The 26,047-nt window shown below is 28.6% G+C and carries 25 protein-coding genes; 23 read left to right on the top strand and 2 right to left on the bottom strand.

Going from position 1 to position 26,047, the window contains the following annotated elements:
- The coding region (locus BUB51_RS13305; protein WP_278293829.1) for a hypothetical protein at window positions 1–219 on the bottom strand (219 nt) is incomplete at its 3' end.
- 223 nt (window positions 220–442) lie between these two features.
- Here BUB51_RS13305 and BUB51_RS02290 point away from each other — a divergent pair.
- Together BUB51_RS02290 and holA are read left to right on the top strand one after the other, a co-directional pair.
- On the top strand, window positions 443–2,770 hold the full coding sequence (locus BUB51_RS02290) for a DNA internalization-related competence protein ComEC/Rec2 (protein ID WP_073195097.1): 2,328 nt from the start codon (window positions 443–445) through the stop codon (window positions 2,768–2,770).
- Window positions 2,771–2,794: 24 nt separating this feature from the next.
- Window positions 2,795–3,832, top strand: a complete 1,038-nt coding sequence (gene holA / locus BUB51_RS02295; RefSeq protein WP_073195098.1) for a DNA polymerase III subunit delta — start codon at window positions 2,795–2,797, stop codon at window positions 3,830–3,832.
- 39 nt (window positions 3,833–3,871) lie between these two features.
- Here holA and rpsT read toward each other — a convergent pair whose 3' ends face one another.
- The gene (gene rpsT, locus BUB51_RS02300) at window positions 3,872–4,135 is read right to left on the bottom strand and encodes a 30S ribosomal protein S20 (RefSeq protein WP_035161458.1); all 264 of its coding nucleotides are present in this window, start codon (window positions 4,133–4,135) and stop codon (window positions 3,872–3,874) included.
- Window positions 4,136–4,340: 205 nt separating this feature from the next.
- Here rpsT and gpr point away from each other — a divergent pair, with 205 nt between their 5' ends.
- The 21 genes from gpr (at window position 4,341) to BUB51_RS02405 (ending at window position 25,921) form a co-directional block, all read left to right on the top strand.
- Window positions 4,341–5,315, top strand: coding sequence for a GPR endopeptidase (gpr, locus tag BUB51_RS02305; RefSeq protein ID WP_035161460.1), 975 nt, complete (start codon window positions 4,341–4,343; stop codon window positions 5,313–5,315).
- A 105-nt stretch (window positions 5,316–5,420) separates the two neighbouring features.
- The gene (gene spoIIP / locus BUB51_RS02310) at window positions 5,421–6,719 is read left to right on the top strand and encodes a stage II sporulation protein P (protein WP_073195100.1); all 1,299 of its coding nucleotides are present in this window, start codon (window positions 5,421–5,423) and stop codon (window positions 6,717–6,719) included.
- A gap of 71 nt (window positions 6,720–6,790) precedes the next feature.
- Window positions 6,791–7,324 carry a signal peptidase I gene (gene lepB, locus BUB51_RS02315; RefSeq protein WP_035161465.1) on the top strand — a complete coding sequence of 178 codons (534 nt, stop codon included), beginning with the start codon at window positions 6,791–6,793 and terminating at the stop codon, window positions 7,322–7,324.
- Between the two features lie 45 nt (window positions 7,325–7,369).
- Window positions 7,370–7,702 carry a hypothetical protein gene (locus tag BUB51_RS02320; protein WP_035161467.1) on the top strand — a complete coding sequence of 111 codons (333 nt, stop codon included), beginning with the start codon at window positions 7,370–7,372 and terminating at the stop codon, window positions 7,700–7,702.
- Between the two features lie 107 nt (window positions 7,703–7,809).
- Window positions 7,810–9,621: a translation elongation factor 4 gene (gene lepA / locus BUB51_RS02325; protein WP_073195102.1), complete on the top strand. Its 1,812-nt coding sequence runs from the start codon at window positions 7,810–7,812 to the stop codon at window positions 9,619–9,621.
- Between the two features lie 110 nt (window positions 9,622–9,731).
- A complete protein-coding gene (locus tag BUB51_RS02330; protein WP_073195105.1) occupies window positions 9,732–10,199 on the top strand; it encodes a VanZ family protein in 468 nt (155 codons plus the stop codon).
- Window positions 10,200–10,218: 19 nt separating this feature from the next.
- Window positions 10,219–11,358 carry a radical SAM family heme chaperone HemW gene (gene hemW, locus BUB51_RS02335; RefSeq protein WP_073195107.1) on the top strand — a complete coding sequence of 380 codons (1,140 nt, stop codon included), beginning with the start codon at window positions 10,219–10,221 and terminating at the stop codon, window positions 11,356–11,358.
- 179 nt (window positions 11,359–11,537) lie between these two features.
- A complete protein-coding gene (gene hrcA, locus BUB51_RS02340; protein ID WP_242945535.1) occupies window positions 11,538–12,566 on the top strand; it encodes a heat-inducible transcriptional repressor HrcA in 1,029 nt (342 codons plus the stop codon).
- Window positions 12,567–12,638: 72 nt separating this feature from the next.
- Complete coding sequence (gene grpE / locus BUB51_RS02345) at window positions 12,639–13,223, top strand: nucleotide exchange factor GrpE (protein ID WP_073195111.1); 585 nt, start codon at window positions 12,639–12,641, stop codon at window positions 13,221–13,223.
- 22 nt (window positions 13,224–13,245) lie between these two features.
- Window positions 13,246–15,090 (top strand): molecular chaperone DnaK, encoded by a 1,845-nt coding sequence (gene dnaK / locus BUB51_RS02350; RefSeq protein ID WP_035161477.1) that lies wholly within the window; start codon window positions 13,246–13,248, stop codon window positions 15,088–15,090.
- Window positions 15,091–15,153: 63 nt separating this feature from the next.
- Window positions 15,154–16,296 carry a molecular chaperone DnaJ gene (gene dnaJ, locus BUB51_RS02355; RefSeq protein WP_035161479.1) on the top strand — a complete coding sequence of 381 codons (1,143 nt, stop codon included), beginning with the start codon at window positions 15,154–15,156 and terminating at the stop codon, window positions 16,294–16,296.
- Window positions 16,297–16,414: 118 nt separating this feature from the next.
- Window positions 16,415–17,371 (top strand): 50S ribosomal protein L11 methyltransferase, encoded by a 957-nt coding sequence (prmA, locus tag BUB51_RS02360; protein WP_073195114.1) that lies wholly within the window; start codon window positions 16,415–16,417, stop codon window positions 17,369–17,371.
- Window positions 17,364–18,110: a 16S rRNA (uracil(1498)-N(3))-methyltransferase gene (locus BUB51_RS02365; RefSeq protein ID WP_073195116.1), complete on the top strand. Its 747-nt coding sequence runs from the start codon at window positions 17,364–17,366 to the stop codon at window positions 18,108–18,110. Before prmA ends, BUB51_RS02365 begins: the two co-directional genes overlap by 8 nt.
- Entirely contained in the window at window positions 18,111–19,418 is a 1,308-nt protein-coding gene (mtaB, locus tag BUB51_RS02370) for a tRNA (N(6)-L-threonylcarbamoyladenosine(37)-C(2))-methylthiotransferase MtaB (protein WP_073195118.1), read from the top strand.
- A gap of 57 nt (window positions 19,419–19,475) precedes the next feature.
- Window positions 19,476–19,820: a histidine triad nucleotide-binding protein gene (locus BUB51_RS02375; protein WP_073195120.1), complete on the top strand. Its 345-nt coding sequence runs from the start codon at window positions 19,476–19,478 to the stop codon at window positions 19,818–19,820.
- A 111-nt stretch (window positions 19,821–19,931) separates the two neighbouring features.
- Window positions 19,932–20,114 (top strand): 30S ribosomal protein S21, encoded by a 183-nt coding sequence (rpsU, locus tag BUB51_RS02380; RefSeq protein WP_035161487.1) that lies wholly within the window; start codon window positions 19,932–19,934, stop codon window positions 20,112–20,114.
- 11 nt (window positions 20,115–20,125) lie between these two features.
- Window positions 20,126–20,569 (top strand): GatB/YqeY domain-containing protein, encoded by a 444-nt coding sequence (locus BUB51_RS02385; RefSeq protein ID WP_073195122.1) that lies wholly within the window; start codon window positions 20,126–20,128, stop codon window positions 20,567–20,569.
- A gap of 384 nt (window positions 20,570–20,953) precedes the next feature.
- A complete protein-coding gene (locus BUB51_RS02390; protein ID WP_073195123.1) occupies window positions 20,954–22,261 on the top strand; it encodes an ABC transporter substrate-binding protein in 1,308 nt (435 codons plus the stop codon).
- A gap of 41 nt (window positions 22,262–22,302) precedes the next feature.
- Complete coding sequence (locus BUB51_RS02395) at window positions 22,303–23,154, top strand: patatin-like phospholipase family protein (RefSeq protein ID WP_073195125.1); 852 nt, start codon at window positions 22,303–22,305, stop codon at window positions 23,152–23,154.
- A gap of 30 nt (window positions 23,155–23,184) precedes the next feature.
- Window positions 23,185–24,504: an extracellular solute-binding protein gene (locus BUB51_RS02400; RefSeq protein WP_073195127.1), complete on the top strand. Its 1,320-nt coding sequence runs from the start codon at window positions 23,185–23,187 to the stop codon at window positions 24,502–24,504.
- A gap of 34 nt (window positions 24,505–24,538) precedes the next feature.
- The gene (locus BUB51_RS02405; protein WP_073195129.1) at window positions 24,539–25,921 is read left to right on the top strand and encodes an extracellular solute-binding protein; all 1,383 of its coding nucleotides are present in this window, start codon (window positions 24,539–24,541) and stop codon (window positions 25,919–25,921) included.
- Window positions 25,922–26,047: the final 126 nt, after the last annotated feature.

Genomic DNA, 26,047 nt, shown 5'->3' on the forward strand with positions numbered 1-26,047 from the left:
ATAGGATAAAAAATAATATAGTGAATTCAAAGTTTTGACCGTATATTTTTTTATAAAGTTATCGTATATAAACTTTATTGACCTTACTTCTTCAAGTGCAAGTATTGACAGTATTAGCCAGTAAAATATATTAAAGCTTCGCTTCTTAAAAATATGTCTATATTCATATAAATATTGTTTTAATGTTTGTTTTATAGAGTTTTTGGATATACTAATCATAATCAGACATCTCCTAGATTTTTTTTTTAGTTATGATTAGTATTCCTAGGATTTAGATGTCTGATTTTTCTACTTTATGGAAGCTAACTCTTTATTTCTTGTAAAGTGGTGTAAAATATAATTATTTGTAATAAATTTTATCATAATTTTCCTTATTAATTTAAATTAAATATTTTGTTCATGATATAATTATTTTAAGTAAAAGTTAATGGGGTTTTAAAGTATGAAGAGGCCATTTTCTTATTTTTTATTTCCATATATTCTTGGAGTTTACTTTGGATATAAATTTCATATTATAACAAGTTTATTATTTGTAGGTTTATTATCTTCTATAATTTTATTTATACTATCAATTTTAAATAAAAAGGCATTTATATATTCTTTATTTTTGCTAATTTTCTTTATTGGATATTATAATACTAGCAGTAATATGATTAAAGAAGATAAATTGCAATTTTTGTATGATAATAGAGTGGAATATGCAGGTATAGTAAAAGAAAAAATTATTAAAAATTCGTCTCGTTCAAAATATGTATTAGTTACCGATTATATTAGAATTAACAGAAATATTTATCATATAAAAGAAAAAGTATTATTAAATGTAAAAGGAGAAAAAACTTTTGAAGAAGGAGATAAAATAAAGGGAATCGGTTTTGTAAAAAGGCCCAAGGCAAATACAAATCCAAGATTGTTTAACTACAGACTTTACTTGAAGACACAAGATATAAATCTAATAATATATTCAAAAGATTATTCAATTTATTTATTATCTAAAAATAATTTAAAATTTTTTGAGCATAATGCTCAATTAATCCGAAATAAATTTTTAAATGTATTAGATATGGCATTGTCAGAAGAAAATAGTTCAATAATTAAATCAATTATATTAGGGAAAAGTTCGTATTTGAATAAAAATATACTTAATAGTTTTAGAGAGTTGGGAGTATCTCATATATTAGCAGTATCGGGACTTCATGTAGGAATAATTTCGGCTTTTTTCCTTTTTGTTTTTACTATGTTGCAGCTAGATAGAAAATTATCTACTCTCATTACAATAGTTTTAATTTGGAGCTATGGTTATATAGTTCAATTTCCTCCATCAGTATTAAGAGCTTCAATTATTTTTACGCTATTGATGACTTCTAACCTGACTTTGAGAAGATATGATGCAACAAATAGTATTTTATTTAGCGCCTTTATTTTACTTATTTTTAAGCCTTTATGGATTTTTAATATAGGCTTTCAATTATCATTTGCATCGGCTTTATCATTAGTATTATTTACAGAAAGAGTAAAATTATTATTAAATATAAATAACAGGTTTATAAATGTGATGTCTCCTATTCTAGCTGTGCAAATTGGTATATTACCATTGCTATCATATCATTTTAATAATATATCTTTAATAGCAATAATAACTAATTTAATTTTAGTTCCAATATTGTCTATTTCAGTTATAGGTGGGTTTATTTTAATTTTTGTTTCCTATATCAATATAAATACTGCATTATTTTTAGGAACATTATTGGATTTAATTTTAGACTTTACTAGATTTTTGATAAATATTTTTAATAAGTTTCCGTATAAGACATTAATATTACCACAACCATCATTTGAAAGTATTATTTACTATTATCTTGCCGTTTTTATATTTTTAGGTTTTATTAGGTTTGATTTACTATCTATGAAGATTAAGAAAACTTTTTTGATATGTACTTTATTTACTATATTATTAACAACATTTTATATTACTCTACAAAATGATGTAGAAATAGAATTTTTAGATGTTGGACAAGGTGATTGCAGTTTGGTTAATATTAATAACGATAAATTCTTTTTAATAGATACTGGAGGTTCGCTTTCAGGAGAATTTGATATTGGTGAAAATATACTCTATCCGTATTTGGTTAAAAAGGGTATTTTTGCTTTGGATGGAGTCTTTATATCTCATTTTCATGAAGACCATTGTGAAGCTTTGTTAAAATTGATTGAAAAATTGAAAATAAGGAATATATTTATATCGTATGAGAATATGGAAAACGATATTTATTTAGATATTATTAAAAAAGCCGCAGAGAATGATATACCTATTAAAATACTAACTAGAGGTGATAAGATAAATATAACTAAAAATGTGTCATTTGAAGTCTTATATCCTAGTAAAGGAATAAATAAAAATAAATTTGAAAATGAAAACAATTTATCTATGGTATTGCTTTTAAATGCATATGGTAAGAAAATTTTATTTACTGGAGATATAGAGTCAGAAGTCGAGAATATCTTATCAAGCCAGAATAACATAGACATAGATGTTATTAAAGTCCCTCATCATGGCAGCAATACATCTTCAACTGAAGAATTTTTAAGGTCAGTTAAACCTGAATATGGTATTATAAGTGTAGGTATAAACCGATTTGGGCATCCTAGCGATGAAGTATTAAAAAGATATAAAAAATACAATATAGAAATTTATAGAACTGATAAAGATGGATTAATTACAATACGAATTACACCGAGAGGTTATAAAATATACGAGTTTGTTAATAATTAAAATTTTAAGACAGGGAGTGTTGTTATGAGTTATAGACAGATTTTAAATGATATTCAAAATAATGACTTAAAAAGAGTTTATCTTATATATGGAAAAGAGAATTATTTAATTAATTGGATAGTAAATGAGATAAAAGAAAAATATATAGATAAGAATTTTGAGACTCTTAATTATGTGCATTTGGACGGCAAGGAAGTAAGTGTAGATTCAATTATAAATGCTTGTGAGACGTTGCCTTTTATGTCAGATAAAAAAATTGTAGTTATAGAAAATTTAGTATTTTTAACAGGAGGCAAAACATATAGCAAAGAAGAGGAACAGCGTCTAAATGAATATATCTGCAATATAAGTAGTTTTATTTGTTTGATTTTTATTGTTAGAGAAGAAAAAATTGACAATAGGAAAAGGATAATAAAAAATATAAAAGATGTTGGTATGGTTGTTGAATTATCAAAAATAAAAGGAGATGATTTGGTTAAATGGGTATATAAGATGTTTAGTAAATATAATAAAAATATAACTAAAAAAAACATTTCATACTTTATTGAAAATACCGGATATTCGGAATTTAGTAGCGATAAAACGCTTTATGACTTAGAAAATGAAATTATAAAAATATGTAATTATTTAGGAGATAGAAAGGAAGTTACAACTGGAGATATAGACAAAGTTTTAATTCGAAGCCTTGAAAATAATATTTTTAAATTAGTTGATTCGATTGGACAGAAGAGAACAGATAAAGCACTAACACTTTTAAATGAAATGATATTAAATAATGAACCGATACAATTAATTTTATATATGGTTATTAAACAAATTAGGCTTTTATTTATGACAAAACTTTTAGAGGGGAAAGGATATAGTCAAGGTGTCATTGCACAAAAGTTAGGAGTTCAGAATTTTGTAGTAAAGAAGTTGATTGAGCAGAGTAGGAATTTTAGGATTGAAGAATTACAAAGTGCATTCGAAAGGTGTTTAAAAGTAGACGAAGATATTAAAAGAGGTGAAATAGAAAGCAGATTAGCACTTGAAATGTTAATTGTTGAGTTCTCAAAAAAATAATTCGGGCTTTTGCCCGAAGTATAAGTATTACATATTTAATTAGACAGCTTCATTTAATCTCCTAGCTAAACGGCTAACCTTTCTTGAAGCCGCATTTTTATGAATAGTTCCTTTTGCAGCAGCTCTATAAAGCTTTTTCTCAACTAATCTAAGCAAGCTTTTAGCCTCTTCAATATTTCCGCTTTCTAATGCTTCATTAAACTTTCTGATGTAAGTTTTAATTTCTGACTTTCTTCTTCTATTTATAGCAGTTCTTTTTTCTATAACTTTAATTCTTTTTTTAGCTGATTTGATGTTTGCCATAGGTTCACCCCCTTCAATTGCAATTGACAAATGATATTTTACCATGAACATATATAAATTGCAAGAAAAATATGTTATTTCTTTTATTCCCATGTATCAGAAAAATTATGCAGTTGATAAGATAAATTTGAAAACAAAAATAAGAATAAATAATTTAATAAAGAGTTAATATAAAAATACTACTAAATATAAAGGTGGTGTTAAAATGCTACAAATAAGAACTGACTTAGCTATTGAAGCAAGAGAATTATATAAAGAAAGGAATAACATTGAAGTATCCGGGGTTGAAGTTGAGAAAGAAGAGAAGAATGATTATACAATAACAAGAGTAAAGATAGTTAATGAGTATGGAGCAAATCAAATGGGTAAACCAATTGGAAATTATATTACTATTGAAGTGCCAGCATTAAAAAAAGCTGATCAGGATTTGAAAGATGAAATTAGTAAGGTATTGGCTAAAGAACTTAAAGCTTTACACAAACTTGATAAAAGTAATAAAACTCTAGTTGTAGGATTAGGTAATTGGAACGTAACTCCTGATGCATTAGGTCCGAAAGTAGTAGATAAAATTTTAGTTACAAGGCATTATTTTGAGGCTTATAAGAAGATTGAAGATGAGACAATGGCAAATGTTTCTGCTATTTCTCCGGGGGTAATGGGTCTTACTGGAATTGAAACAGGAGAGATAATAAAAGGTATTGTCGAAAAGATTAAGCCAGATTTGGTTATAGCCGTAGATGCATTGGCATCTAGAAAAATGGAAAGAGTAAGTAGTACTATTCAAATTTCCGATACTGGGATTAATCCTGGTTCTGGTGTAGGTAATAAAAGAAAAGGTTTAAATGAAGAATATTTGGGGATTCCAGTTATAGCGATAGGTGTACCGACTGTTGTTGATGCTGCAACAATGGTAAATGATACTATTGATATGATAATAGGTGAAATGAAGAAACAATCTAAAGTTGGTAGTAATTTTTATTCTATGTTAGAAGAAATGGAAAGCGAAGATAAATATCAATTAATTAAAGAGGTATTAAATCCTTATATGGGAAATGTTATGGTTACTCCAAAAGAAGTTGATGATTTGATTGACGATCTCTCAAAAGTAATTGCAAATGGATTAAATATTTCATTACACCCAGGAATTGATTTGAAAGATGTAAATAGGTATTTAAATTAGCGACTTAAAAATTAGTCGCTTTTTTTCTATTCATAATAACAAAATTTACAGAATATAATTTCATATAGTAGTCTAACATTAGAGAAATATAGGGGAGTGTTACCTATGAGGTATAAGATTTATAAAGATAAGGGGATTTGGTATATTATAATAGCTATTTTGTGTTTAGTGTTGTTTTTTATGGGATTTAAAATAATCTCTAATCTTTCAAATGATTTTGCTAAAGATGATGATGAAGAAGTTGAAGAGGTATTTAACTATATTTCTTACTATAATGGAGAAAAAGAAAATAATTTATATAAAACAGATGCTGCTGATTTATCTAGTGCAAAGAATGAAGAGCAGTATTTAAAAACTGATGATGTAGACATAGATGATTTTTTTTTGAAAATAATTATTAATTCCAATTCATATATGAAGGCTATGTATTATGAAAAATATAGAAATAATTCTGATAGAGCCTTTATTAATAAATTTTTAAATGGTTTAAAATCATATTTTCAAATGACATCTTTTTTGAAAGCACAGATAGAATCGATTTTTAATAAAGAGGATATTACTCCTGTAAACAGTGTAAATTATTCTAATGAAAGAGAAATAGAAAAGGACGAAGACGAAGATGTTGTTAAACAGGATATTGATTTGGATGAAGATGGAAAAGTGGAGATAAAGGAGGATATAATATTTATTGAAGATTCTTCTGAGGCAAAAGTAGGAAGTATTTTAAAGGATAATAGTATAAAAACAAAAATGGTAAAAAAATTAAAAGTCAATAAAGAAAAGCCATATGTACTTATATATCATACACATGGAACAGAAGCATATTTGCCTATAAAATCAAATAGATATCATACAACGAAAAGAGATTATAATGTTATAAAGATAGGAGATATTATAACTGAGGTGCTTTCTAAAAAAGGTCATAAAGTTAAACATATTGATATTTACCATGATATACCTTCATACAATAAGTCATATTCTAGATCTTTATCGACAGTTAAAGATATAATAAATAAAGATAAAAATATAAAAATAATTTTTGATATACATAGAGATGGCATTCCAGAAGATGCGAGTTATATTAAAAAGGCTTTAGCTGAAAGTAAGGTTAAAATTAATGGTGTTGATGTTGCTACTTATTCATTCGTTATTGGACCTGAAAACCCAAATAAAGATGAGATATTAAATTTTGCTAAGTATATAAAAGCGGTTTCTGATAAAATGTATCCGGGATTATGTAAAGGGATCATAATAAAACCCTATGGTAAGTTTAATCAGTATGTAAAAGATCATTATGCATTAATAGAAGTTGGAAGTAATTTAAATACAATTGAAGAAGCTAAAAGAGCCGCAAAATTTATTGGGAATATTCTAGATATAGCATTAAAAGGGATTATCGAATGAATAGATTAAGTTCTTTTTTTTTTAGAATAAAAGTGATATAATGATATATGTGCTGATTTGGAGGTGGTTATGTGAAAGAAGAGACAAGAAATGAAATATTAGAATGGATAAAAAGTATATTGTATGCTGTTGTTATAGCTATAATAATTAAGACTTTTATTTTCAATACTACATATGTTATAGGCGATTCTATGTATCCAACTTTACATGAAGGAGATAGATTGTTTACAAATAAATTAGTATATATTATAGGAGAACCGAAAAGAGGAGATATAGTTATACTTAAAGCACCAGATAAACCAAATGTAGATTATATAAAGCGTGTAATAGCTGTCGAGAATGATGAAATAAAGATATCAGATGGTAAGGTGTATATTAACGGGAAAGTATTAGATGAATATTATTTGAAAGATGGTTTGTATACTCATGGCGATATAGATTTAAAAATTCCAAAAGGATATGTATTTGTATTAGGCGACAATAGAAAGTTTGGTGCAAGTAAAGATAGTAGGTATTTTGGACCAGTTCCGGTGAAATCTATTAAAGGTAAAGCGGTGTTTAGATATTATCCTTTTGATAATAGATTTGGATCATTATATAAATAGGTATAAATATTTTTGACTTTGTCCATAATAATTCTGGTGATTATTATGGGAGCAAGGCTTGAAAGATTAAAAAGGGAAAAACTTAGGCGTAAAATAAAGCGGAAAAAAAGATTGACAGTTTTATTAACTATTTTGATTTTGTTCATAGGTATCAAGATTGTTAATCAGTCTTTTGTTGAACTTTTACAAGTTGAAAACGAAAAATTGTTTGAATATAGCTATTTTAATGGTATATATAAAATACAATTGATGGGGAATATCTATAATATAGAAAAGTCAGATATTGATATGTATTACAGAAAATGTAGAGCTATAGTATTGAAATATGTTGATCAGATAAAAGATTTAATAGCCAAATTTAAAGATGACCGGGTTTAAGCCCGGTATTTTAGTATGCAAATGTTTTATTAATTTATACTTTTAACACATTATGTATTTGTGTTATAATTGTTTAGAATTACTTCCATGTTATAAGGAGGATAGGTATGCCAAAAGACAGACAGAAAAGAGTGAGGAATTTTTCTATAATAGCTCATATAGATCATGGTAAGTCAACATTAGCCGATAGATTAATAGAGAAAACGGGACTTCTTACCGAAAGAGAAATGAAGGACCAAATATTGGATAATATGGATTTGGAACGTGAAAGAGGAATTACAATAAAATTACAGACTACGAGATTAATCTATAAGGCTAAAGATGGTGAAGAGTATATTTTAAATCTTATAGATACACCGGGGCATGTCGATTTTAACTATGAGGTATCGAGAAGTTTAGCTGCTTGTGAAGGGGCTTTACTAGTAGTTGATGCGGCACAGGGTGTTGAAGCTCAAACTTTAGCAAATGTTTATTTAGCATTAGAACAAGATTTAGAGATAATACCTGTCATTAATAAAATAGATTTACCAAGTGCAAGACCAGAAGAAGTAAAGAGAGAAATAGAAGATGTAATAGGGCTAGACTGTGCAGATGCACCTATGATATCAGCTAAGGAAGGATTAAATATAGAGGACGTATTAGAAAGTATCGTAAAGAAAATACCAGCACCTACAGGAGACATTAATGCTCCATTGAAGGCTTTGATATTTGATTCGTACTATGACAATTATAAAGGCGTTATAACTTATATAAGAGTGGTTGAAGGAAATATAAAGCCAGGTATGAAAATAAAAATGATGGCAACAGGTAAGACTTTTGAAGTCAGTGAAGTTGGTATATTTGCACCGGGTCAAGTACCGGTTAAAGAATTAAATGCTGGAGATGTTGGTTACGTTGCAGCAAGTATAAAAAATGTTAGAGATGCAAGAGTAGGTGATACGATAACAGATGCACAAAATCCGACTGAAAAGCCTTTGCCTGGTTATAAGAAAGTTACACCTATGGTATACTGCGGAGTATACCCGGCTGAAGGAGAAGACTATAATAATGTTAAAGATGCATTAGAAAAATTACAAGTAAATGATGCTGCATTAGTTTTTGAGCCTGAAACATCTGCAGCATTAGGATTTGGTTTTAGATGTGGATTTTTGGGATTATTGCACATGGAAATTATTCAGGAAAGGTTAGAAAGAGAATTCAATTTAAATATTGTTACTACAGCTCCTAGTGTTATTTATAAAATCATGAAAAAAGACGGTGAAATGTTAACTATTCAGAATCCGACAAACTTGCCGCTAGTAGCCGAAATAGAGTATATGGAAGAGCCAATAGTAGAAGCTTCGATTATGACACCTACTGACTATGTTGGTGCTGTAATGGAGTTATGTCAGTCAAGAAGAGGAACATTTAAGAATATGGAATATTTAGATCAATCAAGGGTAGTAATGCATTATGATCTGCCATTAAATGAAGTAATTTATGATTTTTTTGATGCACTTAAATCGAAAACAAAGGGATATGCTTCTTTTGACTATGAACTTAAAGGATACCAGAAATCTGATTTAGTTAAGTTAGATATTTTAATCAATAAAGAGCTTGTAGACGCATTTTCTATAATAGTTCACAGAGATAAGGCTTATGAGAGAGCTAGAAGTATAGTTGAAAAATTAAAGGAAGTTATACCGAGACATTTGTTTGCTGTTCCAATTCAAGCGGCAATTGGTTCGAAAGTAATTGCTAGAGAAACTATTAAAGCATTAAGGAAAGACGTTCTTGCAAAATGTTATGGTGGAGACGTATCAAGAAAGAAAAAATTATTGCAGAAACAAAAAGAGGGTAAAAAACGAATGAGGCAATTAGGTAATGTTGAAGTACCTCAGGAGGCATTTTTAGCGGTATTGAAATTTGATGATAAATAATATAAGTTTACTTTTGTGGGGATTCCTAGTTTTAAAAGGGATTCCTTTTCTTTTTGTTGAATTAAGAAAATAGATAAATATATTGATAAATTTACAAGGAGTGTTTATTTATGATAGACTTTGATATATCTATAATTATAATCGGACTAGTACTATTAAGTATACTATATATTTATTTTAAATTTGTAATGAAAAAAGAGAATGTTTTTTTATTATTCTTTAGTATATTCTACTTTTATTTATTGATTTCAATAAAATATACTTTATTTCCAATACCTATAACTATGGCAAAAGTAGTTAGAAATGAAACAGCTTTCTTATCTGGAGTCAATTTAATTCCCTTTAATTATAAATCAGTTAATTATTTATTAAGTAAGCAAGTTATTTACAACATACTATTATCTGTTCCTTTTGGCTTTGGCATTCCATATATTACCAAACTCAATAGAAAAAAATTAGTTATATTAGCTATAAGTTTTGGAACTATAATAGAATCTTTACAATTAATTATCTCGCTATTTTTAAAGTCCGATACAATTTTAAGTTATATATATAAAATAAGTAAAGAAAACATTTAAATTAAAAGGAGAATTAATCATGAACGAATTATTGGGAATATACATTCATATACCTTTTTGTGTAAGTAAATGTTTTTACTGTGATTTTAATTCATATACAGATAAATCATATATTATTAAAGACTATATAAAATATTTAAAAAAAGAAATAGATTTGTATTCAGTCGAATTAAAAGATTATAAAGTTAAAACAATATTTATTGGAGGTGGAACACCTTCTAGTATAGATAGTAAATTTTTATGTGATATTGTAAATCATATTTACAAAAAATTTAATCTTTCTACGTTGATCGAATTTACAGTAGAAGCAAATCCCAAGACGCTAGATAAGTATAAACTAAAAGACTACAAAAACTTGGGAATAAATAGAATGAGTTTAGGTTTGCAGTCTTTTAATGATAAGTTATTAAAAAGTATAGGACGAATTCATACCGCTAGAGATTTTTTAGAAAGCTATGATTTAATAAGAAAGTTTGGTTTTGATAATGTTAATGTAGATGTAATGTTTAATCTACCGGGACAGACGATAAAAGATGTTATTGATACATTAAAAAAAGTTATTGCACTAAAGCCAGAACATATCTCGTTTTATAGTTTAAAGATAGAAGAAGGAACTTTATTTTATAAACTATATAATGAATCAAGATTAGACTTACCAGATGAAGATACGGAAAGAGATATGTATCATAAAGGAATAGAATTATTAGAAGATAATAACTTTATACATTATGAAATATCTAATTTTGCTAAGCATGGTTATGAATGTAAACATAATTTAATATACTGGAATGTAAAGCCTTATCTCGGATTAGGATTATCTGCTCATTCTAATATAAATAGCAAAAGATGGAGTAATTTTAGGAATTTTAAGCAGTATTTCAAGTGTTTAGATAATGGTAGATTGCCTATTGAAGAAAATGAGGAAATAGATGTAGAAATGGAAATGGCAGAATTTATGATATTAGGATTAAGATTGATTAAAGGAATTGAAAAATTAGATTTTAAAAAAAGATTCGGATTAAATGTAGATGATATATATGGTATGCAATTAAGAAGTTTAGAAAATAAAGGATTGATAGAAAATAAAGAAGAATATATTAAGTTAACAAAACGGGGAATTGATTTATCTAATTTAGTTTTTATGGAATTACTTCCTTAACTTACGTATTTATTAGCAACTACTAACTAATTAATACAAGGGTATTGACAAATTTTAAAAACAGTGATAATTTAAAAGCATAAGATTAGCACTCGATAGTATAGAGTGCTAATAAAAATGACAAGTTTTGCAAATTATAAAAATTAGGCTTTCTATAACTAATTGAGGTGGTATATATGATGTTGAATGATAGAAAGCTTAAAATTTTACAGGCAGTAATTCATAGTTACATTACAAGTGCAGAACCGGTAGGTTCAAGAACTATTGCTAAAAAATATAATTTAGGAGTCAGTTCAGCGACTATACGGAACGAGATGTCGGATTTAGAGGAATTAGGATATTTATTACAACCTCATACTTCAGCAGGAAGGATACCGTCTGATAAAGCATATAGATTATATGTGGATAATTTGATGCAAATAAGAAAGATTACAGAAGAAGAAAGAAGAAAAATAAAGTTGAGTTTGCTTAAAGAAATAAGGGAAATAGAGCAAGTTATACAGAATGCAGCTAAAATTTTATCTGAACTTACAAATTGTACATCTTTAGCAATTGCTCCTCAAATAAAGAGAAGTAAACTAAAAAGAATACAGTTAATACCTATTGACGAGCATAAAGTATTAGTCGTTATGGTTACTGATACAGGAATAGTTAAAAATACAGTATTTAGGATTGAAAATGGCGTAAGAGAAGAACAATTAGAAAAGATTACTAATTATCTAAATAGTAGATTGAAAGGGTGTTCAATAGAAGACATAAGTAAAAATATTGATACAGAATTTGTAAAAGATATGTATGATTTGAGAGATACGATAAAAGATATTTTGCCGTTAATAAATCAGTCAATAGATGGGATGTATGAAGTAGATTTGTTTGCAGATGGAGTAACTAACATATTTAACTTTCCAGAGTATAATGATATTGCAAGAGCGAAAAGTTTTATATCATTTATAGAAAATAAAGAATCTGTAGTCGATATGCTTTTAAAAAGTGGTTTTCATGACATTGAAATTATCATTGGTAGAGAGAATTGTTATGAAGAGGTAAGTAATTGTAGTCTAATTACTGCAACATATAGTTTAAATGGTAAAACGATAGGCAAAATAGGTGTAATTGGTCCTACAAGAATGGATTATTCAAAAGTAGTTTCTGTTGTAAAATCTATAGCTTTTGATTTAAATGAAATCTTAAATTATTTTATATTATAGGGTGTGAGGTTCTATCTTACACCCAATATACTGAATATATGTGTTTATGAATATAGAAAAGAGGTGGAATAAATGGAAAAACAGCAGCAAGAACAAGAAATAATAAAAGAACAAGTACATAATGAAAAACAGGAAAATATAAAAGATACAGAAGAAGATATTAATGATGTAAAAAATGAATCAAAAGAAGATAGTATAGACGAATTAAAAGCAAAGTTAGAAGATAAGATAAAAGAACTAGAGGAATTAAATAATAGATATTTGAGATTACAGGCAGATTTTTTAAACTATAAGAAAAGAGTAGAAAAAGAAAAAGAGTCAATATATGCATATGCATCTGAAGAATTAATATGTCAGGTATTACCTGTCATAGATAACTTTGAAAGAGCATTAGATTCAGTTGATGATAACCATAAAGAAGATAGCTTCTATAAAGGTGTAGAAATGGTCTATAAACAATTGATGGATATACTTAAAAAGAGTGGGTTAGAAGAGATAAATGCAATAGGGGAGAAATTTGATCCTAATTTACATCATGGTGTTGCACAAGAAGAATCGAGTGAACATGAGGAGGATATAATAATAGAAGTATACCAAAAAGGTTATAAATTAAAGGATAAAGTCATTAGACCAAGTATGGTAAAAATATCAAAATAAACTTGAAAGGGAGGAGAAGACTATGGGTAAAATAATAGGTATCGATTTAGGTACAACAAACTCCTGTGTTGCTGTTATTGAAGGAGGAGAACCTGTAGTTATACCAAATGCTGAAGGTAATAGAACTACACCTTCGATTGTAGCTTTTACAAAAAGTGGAGAGAGATTAGTTGGTGAAACTGCAAAAAGACAAGCAATTACAAATCCAGATAGAACAATAATTTCAATAAAGAGACATATGGGTACAGATTATAAAGTAAATATTGATGGAAAAGAATATACACCTCAAGATATTTCTGCTATGATTCTTCAAAAACTTAAAGCAGATGCTGAAAGTTATCTTGGGGAGCCAGTTACAGATGCAGTAATAACTGTTCCTGCATATTTCACAGATAGCCAAAGACAAGCAACAAAAGATGCAGGTAGGATAGCAGGATTAAATGTAAGAAGGATTATAAACGAACCAACAGCTGCATCACTTGCATATGGTTTAGATAAAGGTGATCAGCAGCAAAAAATATTAGTATTTGACTTAGGTGGAGGTACATTTGACGTATCAATATTAGAAATTGGAGATGGAGTATTCGAGGTTATTGCAACAAGCGGTAATAACCATTTAGGTGGAGACGATTTTGATCAAGCAATTATTGATTATTTAGCAGAGGAATTCAAGAAAGAACATGGAATAGATTTAAGAAATGATAAAATGGCTTTGCAGAGATTAAAAGAAGCAGCAGAAAAGGCTAAAAAAGAATTATCAAGTGTTATGACAACAAATATAAATCTTCCATTTATTACTGCTACGCAAGATGGGCCTAAACATTTGAACATGGATTTAACAAGAGCTAAATTTGAGGAATTAACAGCTCATCTTGTAGAAAAAACTATAGAACCTACTAAAAGAGCATTATCTGATGCTAATTTATCGCCATCAGATATAGATAAAGTTATTTTAGTTGGTGGTTCAACAAGAATACCAGCTGTTCAGAGGGCTATTAAGAATTTAATTGGTAAAGAGCCTCATAAGGGAATAAATCCTGATGAGTGTGTAGCTATTGGTGCAGCAATTCAGGCAGGAGTTTTAAGTGGAGAAGTTAAAGATTTATTATTACTTGATGTAACTCCATTATCACTAGGTATCGAAACATTAGGTGGTGTGTTCACTAAACTAATTGAAAGGAATACAACAATACCTACTAGGAAGAGTCAAATATTTTCAACTGCAGCAGATAATCAAACAGCTGTTGACATTCACGTTTTACAGGGCGAGAGGCCAATGGCTAAAGACAATACAACATTAGGTAGATTCCAATTAACTGGTATACCTCCAGCACCAAGAGGAGTACCACAAATAGAAGTTACATTCGATATAGATGCGAACGGTATAGTACATGTTTCAGCTAAAGATTTAGGAACAGGTAAAGAACAAAAAATTACTATAACTGCATCTACAAACTTAAGCGAAGAAGAAATTCAAAGAAAAATAAAAGAAGCTGAAAAGTATGCAGAAGAAGATAAGAAGAAAAAAGAAGCTGTTGAAGTAAGAAACAACGCCGATTCAATGGTATATCAAACAGAAAAAATATTGGATGAATTAGGAGACAAAGTAAGTGAAGACGAAAAATCTAAGGTTAAAGCTAAATTAGATGAATTAAAGAAAGCATTAGAGGGAGATAATATAGAGGAAATTAAAAGGAAAACTGAAGAATTAACTAATGAATTCCATGCAATATCGCAGAAGATGTATCAACAGGCATCACAGCAATATTCAGCTCAAGCTGGACAACAAGAAAGTAATAAGCAAAGTGAGAAAAAAGATGAGAATGTAGTTGATGCTGACTATGAGGTTGTAGATGATGATAAATAAATAAGCCAAAGCTAAATCCTCTGGATTTAGCTTTGGTTTTTGGTGTTGAAAGGTGGTGAAAAAATGAGCAAGAGAGATTACTACGAAATTTTAGGTGTTAGCAAAAATGCATCGGAGCAAGAGATTAAGAAAGCATACAGAAAATTAGCAAAAAAGTATCATCCAGACCTAAATCCAGGGGATAAAGAGGCCGAACAAAAATTTAAAGAAATAAATGAGGCTTATGAAGTATTGAGTGATTCAGAAAAAAGAGCAAGGTACGATAGATTTGGGCATGCAGGTGTAAATGGTAATGCGGCAGGAGGATTTGGGCAAGGTTTTGGTGGTTTTGAAGGTTTTGGTGGATTTGGTGATATATTTGATGATATTTTTGAAGCTTTTGGTGGTGGTTTTTCACATAGAAGAAAATCAGGCCCTAAAAGGGGAGCTGATTTAAAATATACTTTAGATTTGAAATTTGAAGAAGCAGCCTTTGGAGCACAAAAGGAAATAAAAATAATGCGGACAGAGGATTGTTCAGTATGCCATGGAACAGGTGCTAAACCGGGTACTAAAAAAACAACTTGTCCAAAGTGTAATGGTACAGGAGAAATAAGATATGCTCATAATACGCCTTTTGGTCAGTTCGTAAATGTAAGAACTTGTGATAGATGTCATGGAACAGGAGAGATTATAGAAGTACCATGTTCAAATTGTGGAGGAACCGGTAAAGAACGTCGTTTGAAAAAGATAAATATAAAAATACCGGCAGGAGTAGACACAGGTTCAGTAATACCTCTTAGAGGAGAAGGAGAACCTGGTGAAAAAGGAGGGCCTCCGGGAGATTTATATGTTTATATAAATGTACTGCCTCATGAAATTTTTGAACGTGAAGGTAATGATGTTATTTGTGAAATACCTATAACTTTTGTACAGGCAGCATTAGGGGCTACTATCGAAGTGCCGACACTTGACGGAAAAGTAAGATATAAAATACCAGAAGGAACACAAACAGATACAATTTTTAGATTGAAAAACAAAGGGATTCCATATATCAGAGGTAATGGTAGAGGAGATCAGTATGTGAAAGTAAAAGTACAAGTACCTAAGAAACTAAATGAAAAACAAAAACAGATTTTGAGAGAATTTGCAAAGGCTACTGGAGATACTGTCCATGAACACAAAAAAGGATTTTTTGATAAGGTAAAAGATGCCTTTGGGGGTTAAAATCACTCCATATTCATTGGAGTGATTTACTTTTGTATTTTCGCTGGTTTTTTTTAATTTAATAGGGTATAATAAAGTGGAAATAAAGAAGATTAAAAAATAAAGGATGTGGGGCTAAATGAAGTGGATTGAGGTCCAGATTAAAACTACTACGGAGGCTGTTGAAGTCGTATCTAATATTTTGTATGAAGCTGGAGTAGGGGGGGTAGTTATTGAGGATCCCAACGACCTAATATTCCAAAACAAAAATGAAGGAGATTGGGATTACATAGATCCTACTTTAGTAGAACAAAATTTTGAAGGAGTAATTGTTAAAGGGTATTTACCAGAAAGCGAGGATTTAATAGATAAAATAGAACTGATAAAACAGAACGTGGAAAAAATACCGCAATACAATTTGGACAAGGGATTAGGCGAAGTTACGACATCAGAAGTTTATGAAAAAGACTGGGCCAATTCATGGAAAAAGTATTATAAGCCAAAAAAAATAGGTGAGAAGATAGTTGTAAAACCTTCATGGGAAAGTTATGAGAAAAAATCAGATGATATTGTAATAGAACTTGATCCTGGTATGGCTTTCGGAACAGGAACTCATGAAACGACTATAATGTGCATAAAAAAATTAGAAAAATATGTTCATCAACATGATATAGTTTTTGATATAGGTTGTGGTACTGGTATACTGTCGATTGCAGCAGCTAAACTTGGAGCGATAAGTACTATAGGGATAGATTTAGATGAAGTATCTGTTAAAGTAGCTAAAGAAAATGTGAGAAAAAATGGAGTTGCTAATACCGTCCAAATTAGGAAGGGCAATCTATTAGATGTGGTTGACGGAAAAGCTAATGTTATTGTTGCTAATATAATAGCTGAAGTTATTATTAAACTTGCAGAAGTTGTTCCTAAATTTTTATTAGAAGATGGAGTTTTTATAGCTTCTGGAATAATATTAGATAAAATAAAAGACGTTAAAGCTGCTTTGGATAAAAATGGTTTAGAAGTAATTGACGAAATGAAAATGGGAGAATGGGCATGTTTAGTATCTAGATTCAAAGAGGGATCAGAGAATGCATAAATTCTTTGTAGATAAAAAAGATATTATAGAGGACAAAATAACTATTAAAGGCGAAGATGTAAAGCATATAAAAAATGTATTAAGGCTAAATATTGGTGAAATTATAAATGTATCAAATTGTGAAGGGAAAGAATACTTTGCAGAGATAATAAATATAGAAAAAAATTATGTAGAAGCAATTATCAAAGAAGAATTTGAATCAAAAAGCGAACCGCCTATACAGATTGTGCTTTATCAAGGATTACCAAAATCTTCGAAGATGGATTTGATTATTCAAAAGGCAACAGAATTAGGCATTGTTGAAATAGTACCATTAATAACAAAGAGAACGGTAGTTAGGATTGAAGATGAAAAAAAAGAACTTAAAAAGCTAGAGAGATGGAGACGTATTGTAAAAGAAGCTTCTAAACAGTGTAGAAGAGGGATTATACCAATTGTTAGTAATATAGTAACTTTTAATGAAATGATTGATAGATTAAAAGACGAAGAATTTATTTTAGTCCCTTATGAAAATGAAATGAAAAGGGGATTAAAAGATATATTAAAATCTTTAAAAAAGGATAGAATTAATATAATAATAGGTCCAGAAGGTGGCTTTGAAAAAGAGGAAATAGAAAGATTAAAGGAGATTAATGCTCATATAGTTTCTTTAGGACCTAGGATTTTGAGAACAGAAACTGCAGGATTTACTGCTATAGCTGTGGTTATGTATGAGCTTGGAGATTTAGGAGTGATTTAAATGAAAACTGTTGCTTTTTATACTTTAGGCTGTAAAGTAAATCAGTATGAAACGGAAGCAATGGCTGAACTTTTTAAAAAAGAAGGATACAATGTGGTGGATGCTGAAGATAAGGCTGATATTTATGTTATAAATACTTGTACAGTTACTAATCTTGGTGATAGGAAATCGAGGCAATTTATAAGGAGAGCAAAAAGGAAGAATAGAAAGGCTATTATAGCTGTTGTTGGGTGTTATGTGCAAGTTTCACCTGATGAAGTATTTGAAATTGAAGATGTAGATTTAGTTATTGGAACGAATGATAAAAATAAGATAGTTGAGCTTTGTGAAGAAGTTAAAGAAAAACATAAGCGCATTAAAATTGTTGAAGATATAATGAAAGTAAGAGAGTTTGAAGAGATGCCTATAAATGAGATAGAAGGTAAGACTAGAGCTTTTGTGAAAATACAGGAAGGATGCAATCAGTATTGCTCATATTGCATAATACCTTATGCAAGAGGACCTGTAAGGAGTAGGAAATTACAGAATATTATAAAAGAAGTAGAGAAACTTAGTAAAAGTGGTTTTAAGGAAATTGTTTTAACAGGGATACATGTAGCATCATATGGAAAAGATTTAGGAGATATAAGATTAATAGATGTTATTGAAGCTATACACGATATTGAAGGTATAGAAAGAATAAGATTAAGTTCATTAGAACCTACGATAATAACGGAAGAATTTATGGATAGACTAATAAAACTTCCAAAAGTGTGTAATCATTTTCATTTGTCACTGCAAAGTGGAAGTAATACAGTTTTAAAGAGAATGAACAGAAAATATACAACTGAAGAGTATTTAAGTATAGTTAAACTTATTAGAAAATATATGCCTGATGTAGGTTTGACGACTGATATAATAGTAGGTTTTCCAGGGGAAACAGATGAAGAGTTTGAAGAAACATATAATTTTGTTAAAGAAATAGGTTTTTCAAGAATACATGTTTTTAAATATTCTCCAAGAAAGGGTACACCTGCGGCAAAATTTAAAAATCAAGTTGATGGTAAAATCAAAGCAGAACGAAGTAGAAAATTAATAGAACTAGGTGAAGAACTTAACAAGGTTTTTAATAGAAGATTTATAGGCAAGATAATGAATGTTTTATTTGAAGAGAAAGTTAGAGGAGCAACTGGGCTAATGGAAGGGTATACAACAAATTATATTCGGGTTATGGCTAAAGGAGATATTTCGATTGAAGGAGAAATATTGCCTGTAAAAATGAACAGAATATCGGGTGAAAATTTAATAGGTGAGATTACAAATAAATAAAGGATTTTTTAGTGATATTGTTGAATATATAATTATGGCAGTAAGGAGGTGAACTGGGTGTCTGATTGTATTTTTTGTAAAATAGTTAATGGAGAAATTTCTAGCAATAAAGTATATGAAGATGATAAAGTATTAGCATTTGAAGATATAGATCCTCAAGCACCTGTTCATATACTAATAATACCAAAGAATCATATATCTTCAATTAAAGATATAAATGAGGATAATGTAGATATTATAAATCATATACATTTAGTTATAAAGAAATTAGCGAAAGAAAAAGGTATAGATCAGGATGGATTCAGAATAGTAAACAATTGTGGTAAAAATGGTGGCCAGACTGTAGAACATTTACATTACCATTTATTAGGCGGAAGACACTTAATGTGGCCTCCAGGTTAAAATATTTGTTGCATAAAACTGTTATTTAATGTATAATAATCTAGTGCCGAAATCTACTTACTGCTTTGTGATTAGGAACTGTAGCAGTGGGAGAGGGGAGGGAAGAAGCAGATGACACAGGTAAGAGTTAAAGAGAACGAATCACTAGATAGTGCTCTTAGAAGATTTAAAAGACAATGTGCTATTGCTGGCGTTCTTTCTGAAGTAAGGAAGAGAGAGCATTATGAAAAGCCTAGCGTAAGACGTAAGAAAAAAGCCGAAGCAGCTAGAAGAAAAAATAAGAAAAGAAGATAAGAGGTGGTTTAATGTCCTTTAAGGAAAGGTTAATGGCAGATTTAAAAGCCTCTATGAAAAACAAGGATAAGGTCCGCAAAGATGTTATTACAATGGTAAGAGCTGCTATTAAACAAAGAGAAGTTGATGAGAGAATTGAGTTAAATGATGAGGACATTATAGAACTTATTGCTAAACAAGTAAAACAAAAGAAAGATGCTTTAAAGGATTTTGAAAAAGGCGGAAGACAAGACCTTGTAGAGCTTACTCAAAAAGAGATTGATATATTAATGGAATATCTGCCTAAACAACTATCAGAAGATGAAATTGATGAAATAGTTAAAGCTGCTATAGAGGAAATCGGCGCTAGTACTATGAAAGACATGGGTAAAGTGATGTCTTATGTGATGCCTAAAGTAAAAGGCAGAGTAGATGGAAGTTTAGTTAATAAGATTGTTAGACAATATTTAAAATAGATTATAAACCTGGGTATTTAAATATCCAGGTTTTTTTAAATGAAAAAAGTTAAGAAAAATTAATAAAGATGTTAAGAAATATTAAAATAAACAGAATTAAGAGGATTTATTTAACATAAATAGAATAAAGTTATAAATAAAAGAATCAATGCTGATTTAAACGTAGCAAGGAATATATGTGCACAGCAAAGATATAAAATAGGAGGTGAAAACCGTTGGCTTAATGTTAAGCTGTGTAATCCTATCAAAGTAGAAAGCGACGTTAAGTTTGTAGGCTTATAGCTTCATAATAGGAGTATCGGAGAAGACCTATAAATTTATAAAGATTTATAGGTATGTGTTGCTTTCTATAAAGTTTTTATAAATATAAGTCAACGGATTAACATGAAAAGAGTAATTGCTATAATTTTATGTTTAACGTTAGTATTATCATTAATTGGATGTACTTCTACTGAAAATAGTTCAAGTACAAAAAACAAAGAAATAACAATACTTATGTATGGTAGTCCATATGAGGAGTTTGGGGCAGCATTTAATACATATAAAGAAAAATTCGAGAGGGAAAATGGGATAAAAGTAAAATTTGACGCGATAGATACAGAAAACAAAATGAGGTCTAAATTATATTTAAAAGACGGTCCTACTCTAATATATATAGGACCATGGGAATTTTATGGTAATTTTGTGAAAACGGGGATAGCTTTAAAGGTAGATGATAAATTAAAAAATTATGCAAAAATATATGATAGCATTAAGGATGAGAATGGCTATTTTGTTCCGATAGGTATGGCTCACTATCCTGTATTATTAAACAGAAGAGTTTTCGAAAAGTTGGGAATAGAGGAGCCAGGACTAGATTGGACTAGAGAAGATTATTTTAGAATAAGAGAAAAGTGGTTAGATGAGGAACCTCAGAATTTTACACCATTTTTATTCAAGGAACTCATTGGAAACGTTATGGAAGAATTAGAAATATATGATTTAGAAAATAACAGAATTAATATTGATAAATCAAAAATGATAGAATACATAAAGAAATTGAAGGATGAGCTACATTCCGGTAGGTATATTTTAAATGACAATTATACATTTGAAAACTATTATAAAATGTTTTTCGAAATAAGATCAGAAGAATATAAGAAAGTAAGAGAAATGGTTTCATATAATGAGACAAATAGTATAAGGAGGCAGTTTTACGCTAAGAATGCATTGAATTCCCTCGGGAATAGCCTTGAAATGGATGTAAGAGAACATATTATTTTACCGCAAGTTATTGATAAATTTAATGAATTAGTATTATGGGGATTTGTTGTTAATAAAAACGGAAAAAATATTGACTTAGGTTTAGAATTTTTAAATGGGTTGTTGAGCGATGAAGTACAGCTAGAACTATTCAAAAAGAAGCGGGATTATCCTGTGAATAAAGATATAGAAGATGAAATCGAAAAAATAGAAAAAGATAATAATGTAAACGAAAAATCTATTGCTTTGAGGAAATACGTATTAAGTAAGATAAAAAGTGGAGATTATAAATCATTGAATAGTTATAACGATAAGTATTTAATTATAGATTCAGAATTAACTCGTAATATAATAAAATTTGTTTTTGCAGATAAAGATTATACAGATGAAGAGATGGTCAAAGAAATAGAAAAATTTGAAAACAAGCTAAATATGTGGTTAAATGAGTAGAAATTAAAGCTAAATTAATCGTTAAAGAAGGGAGAATAATAATGTTGGAAGCAGGATTAGTATTAGAAGGCGGTGGAATGAGAGGTTGTTATACTTCAGGAGTTTTAGATTTTTTTATGGAAAAGGATTTATATTTTCCTTATATTATAGGAGTTTCTGCAGGGGCATGCAATGCCTCGTCTTATATTTCAAGACAAAAAGGTAGAAGTATAAAAATTAATCTTGATTATGCCCAAGATGATAGATATATTAGTTATAAAAATTTAATAATCAAAAGAAGTCTTTTTGGTATGGATTTTATATTTGACGAAATACCTAATAAACTTATACCATTTGATTTTGAAACTTTTAATGAAGCAAAAGAAAAATTTATTATAGTGGCTACTGATTGTAAAACAGGACAGCCTGTATATTTTGATAAAGATGAATGTGAAGATGTAGTTAAAGCCATTAAGGCTTCTAGTAGTTTACCATTTGTAGCTCCGATTGTTGAAATGAATGGGAAATTTTTGTTAGATGGAGGGATAGCAGATCCTTTACCTATAAAGAAGTCGATAGAAGACGGAAATAAGAAAAATGTTATTGTTTTGACTAGAAATAAAGGTTATAGGAAGAGTCCTTTTAAGTTGAGAAAATTATTGAAGGTTATGTATTCTGAATATCCTGGGTTAATAAATGCAATGCTTAATAGATATAAAGTGTATAATAGTACATTAGAATATATTGAAAAATTAGAATCAGAAAAGAAAGTTTTTGTAATTAGGCCAACTAAAAATATGAAAGTAGATAGGATTGAAAGAGATGTGAACAAACTAAAAGAATTATATGAGATGGGATATGAAGATGCAAAGAGATGCTATGATGAAATGATGAACTGGATTTGCGAGGAATAGAAAATTTAATGTTTATGAGGTGATATTTTTGTGCCTAAAATTGTATTTTTACTTTTATCTATGTTATTATTTTTAGTTGGCTGTACAGACGAAACTATATCAAAACTTGAACCAGATGCACAGAAAGAAATAACAATATTAATACAAGAGCCAATTAACCCAATCATAGAAAGCTATAAATTCAAATTTGAAAATTCAAAGGGTGTAAAAGTCAAATTCGATATAATAGATGCAGATACATTAGATGACTACATAAAAAAACTAAACATAAATCTGTATTTAAAGAATGGTCCAACTCTTATCTATTTACCCCAGTATTTTTTTTATCAGAGTTATATAGATAGCGGTGTAGCATTAGAAGTTACAGATAGAATTACTAATCTTGAAAAAATATACGATAGTTTAAAAGAAGAAAAAGTTTATTATGTTCCTATTGGGATGTATTATGTTGCGAAAATATTAAATAAAAGCACGTTAGATGAGCTTGATGTTAAAGAGCCTAGTCTTGATTGGACTAAAGATGATTATTTAAAGATTAAAGAGAAATGGTTATCTAAAAAGCCAAGATATTTTACTTTTAAAGATTATGACGAGATTATTAAAGAGCCTTTATATAATCTGAAAATAATAGAAGAAAACAATAAGATTAGTATAAACAATTTGAAAATTAAAGAATTTATAAAAAATACAAGAGAAAAAATATTTTCAGGTAAATACATTTTAAAAGACTATTCTTATGAAAATTACTACAAAATTTTTGTAGAAGGTATAAATACATCAGAATATCGAAGAGTTTTAAGATTTTTACGACTTGTAGATAAAGAAATTTTGGTTCGGAATTTAGGAATAAATGCATTTGAAACAAAACGAGTAAGTGAAATGATAGATAAAGGAGATGCAATAATACTTCCAGAAGTAATTAACGAAAATAACAGTTTTTTTACTTGGGGTTTTATAGTAAACAGGAATGGTAAAAATACAAATTTAGGGATAGAATTTATTAATGGTTTATTAAGTGATGAAGTACAGCTTTCTATGTATGGTAATGGTAAATTGTTTGGAGGTTTTTATCCAGTAAATAAAGAAATAGAAAGTAAAATAGATAAAATAGATGAAATTTATAATTATAACAAGAAAGCTGTAGAATTGAAAAAATTTATATTAGAAAAAATAAAAAAGAGTAAAATAAGACCTTATAATTATGATGACAGAATACATCAAGAACTTTATGATATGCTTCATAGAGACTTATTTAAATTTATTTTTGTGGACAAGCCTTATAAAGATGAAGAGTTAAGTAGAGAATTGCAGAAATTAGAGGATAAATTAAATATGTGGTTGAATGAGTAATTAGCTGATATATAAGAAATAGGAGAGTGGTTTATTGTATAAAAATGTGAAAAGATTAAGTTTTGTGATGATGATATTTTTAATAATAATTGGTATTTATATAAATTTAAATAAAAACACTGGCATGATAAACTTTCAAGATGATACAGAAAATGAAATTACTATAATTGTTTGGAATAAAGTATTAGAAACAGAAATTCCTAGTTTTATAAGTATATTAGATTATTACATACCTAAATTTAAAGAAGAGAATAATGTGGAAGTTAGATATGAAATTGTTTATGCAAATACTTATGAGGATTTTATAAAAAAAAGAAATTTTAAGTTGTATCAAAAAAATGGACCTACTTTAATACCGATTGTACGGAATGGGATAAATGAAAAAATATTGGAACGATATGTTAAAAGTGGGGTAGCGTTAGAACTTACAGATAAAATATCTTATTTGAGTAAGATATACGATGGTCTAAAAGAGGAAAAAGTTTATTATGTACCCATTGGGATGTCATATACTGCTATGGTGCTTAATAAAAACTTATTAGATAAATTTGTAATAGAAGAACCTAATTTTGATTGGACAAAGGAAGATTATCTAAATATTAAAGAGAAGTGGCTCTCTTTAGAACCTAGGCATTTTACAAAGAGAGATTATATTGATATTGTAAAAGGACCATTATATGAACTTAAGTTAATAGATGATAATAATAAGATAAAATTAAATACTTTAGAGGTTAAGAATTTTATAAAAAATGCTAGAAGTAAGATATTTTCAGATAGTTATATATTAAGCAAGGATTTTTCATATAAGGATTATTATAAAATTTTTGTTGAAGGTATAGTTACGCCTGAATGGGAAAAAGCAATGAGATTTTATAAAAGTATAGAAAGGGAATGTTTAGTTTCAACGTTAGGGGTAAATATTTTTGAAACGCAGCAGATAAGTGAAAAAATAGACAGAGAGAATGTATTGATTCTTCCAGAGGTAATAGAAGGGAATAATAATTTTTATACATGGGGTTTTATAGTAAATAAACATGGTAAAAACGTAGAAAAAGGTATTGAATTTGTTAATGGATTGTTAAATGATGATATTCAGTTTTTGATGTACAATGCTGGAGCATTAACTGGTAATTTTTATCCAGTGAACAAAGACATACAAAATAAAATAGAAAAGTTGGATATTAAATATAGTTACAACGAAAAGGCTATAAAACTGAAAATGTATATATTAGATATGTTGAGAAAATGTAATATAAAACCTTATTCTTTTGATACTGTAATACATCAAGAACTCTATGATATGCTTCATAGAGACTTATTTAAATTTATCTTTGCAGACAAGCCTTATACAGATGAAAAGTTGAGCAGAGAACTACAGAAATTGGAACATAAATATAATATGTGGTTAAATGAGTGATTAAAACATAATGTGTAATAAATATTAAAAAATAGTAACAATTACTTTTGGAAGAAGGATTATTTTAACAGTAATAGAATATATAATGAAAAAAATGAGAATAAATTATCAAATTAGAAAACAAAA

This window comes from Caloranaerobacter azorensis DSM 13643, assembly GCF_900129995.1.
Taxonomy (GTDB): domain Bacteria; phylum Bacillota; class Clostridia; order Tissierellales; family Thermohalobacteraceae; genus Caloranaerobacter; species Caloranaerobacter azorensis.

What these genes read in the sequence shown, in the direction of transcription:
- hrcA (WP_242945535.1), top strand. Translation starts at nt 11,538, where the DNA reads ATGTTGAATGATAGAAAGCTTAAAATTTTACAGGCAGTAATTCATAGT.
- dnaK (WP_035161477.1), top strand. Translation starts at nt 13,246, where the DNA reads ATGGGTAAAATAATAGGTATCGATTTAGGTACAACAAACTCCTGTGTT.
- BUB51_RS02290 (WP_073195097.1), top strand. Translation starts at nt 443, where the DNA reads ATGAAGAGGCCATTTTCTTATTTTTTATTTCCATATATTCTTGGAGTT.
- BUB51_RS02395 (WP_073195125.1), top strand. Translation starts at nt 22,303, where the DNA reads ATGTTGGAAGCAGGATTAGTATTAGAAGGCGGTGGAATGAGAGGTTGT.
- BUB51_RS02365 (WP_073195116.1), top strand. Translation starts at nt 17,364, where the DNA reads ATGCATAAATTCTTTGTAGATAAAAAAGATATTATAGAGGACAAAATA.
- grpE (WP_073195111.1), top strand. Translation starts at nt 12,639, where the DNA reads ATGGAAAAACAGCAGCAAGAACAAGAAATAATAAAAGAACAAGTACAT.
- prmA (WP_073195114.1), top strand. Translation starts at nt 16,415, where the DNA reads ATGAAGTGGATTGAGGTCCAGATTAAAACTACTACGGAGGCTGTTGAA.
- hemW (WP_073195107.1), top strand. Translation starts at nt 10,219, where the DNA reads ATGAACGAATTATTGGGAATATACATTCATATACCTTTTTGTGTAAGT.
- rpsU (WP_035161487.1), top strand. Translation starts at nt 19,932, where the DNA reads ATGACACAGGTAAGAGTTAAAGAGAACGAATCACTAGATAGTGCTCTT.
- lepA (WP_073195102.1), top strand. Translation starts at nt 7,810, where the DNA reads ATGCCAAAAGACAGACAGAAAAGAGTGAGGAATTTTTCTATAATAGCT.
- mtaB (WP_073195118.1), top strand. Translation starts at nt 18,111, where the DNA reads ATGAAAACTGTTGCTTTTTATACTTTAGGCTGTAAAGTAAATCAGTAT.
- spoIIP (WP_073195100.1), top strand. Translation starts at nt 5,421, where the DNA reads ATGAGGTATAAGATTTATAAAGATAAGGGGATTTGGTATATTATAATA.
- holA (WP_073195098.1), top strand. Translation starts at nt 2,795, where the DNA reads ATGAGTTATAGACAGATTTTAAATGATATTCAAAATAATGACTTAAAA.
- BUB51_RS02320 (WP_035161467.1), top strand. Translation starts at nt 7,370, where the DNA reads ATGGGAGCAAGGCTTGAAAGATTAAAAAGGGAAAAACTTAGGCGTAAA.
- BUB51_RS02385 (WP_073195122.1), top strand. Translation starts at nt 20,126, where the DNA reads ATGTCCTTTAAGGAAAGGTTAATGGCAGATTTAAAAGCCTCTATGAAA.
- BUB51_RS02390 (WP_073195123.1), top strand. Translation starts at nt 20,954, where the DNA reads ATGAAAAGAGTAATTGCTATAATTTTATGTTTAACGTTAGTATTATCA.
- rpsT (WP_035161458.1), bottom strand. Translation starts at nt 4,135, where the DNA reads ATGGCAAACATCAAATCAGCTAAAAAAAGAATTAAAGTTATAGAAAAA.
- dnaJ (WP_035161479.1), top strand. Translation starts at nt 15,154, where the DNA reads ATGAGCAAGAGAGATTACTACGAAATTTTAGGTGTTAGCAAAAATGCA.
- gpr (WP_035161460.1), top strand. Translation starts at nt 4,341, where the DNA reads ATGCTACAAATAAGAACTGACTTAGCTATTGAAGCAAGAGAATTATAT.
- BUB51_RS02330 (WP_073195105.1), top strand. Translation starts at nt 9,732, where the DNA reads ATGATAGACTTTGATATATCTATAATTATAATCGGACTAGTACTATTA.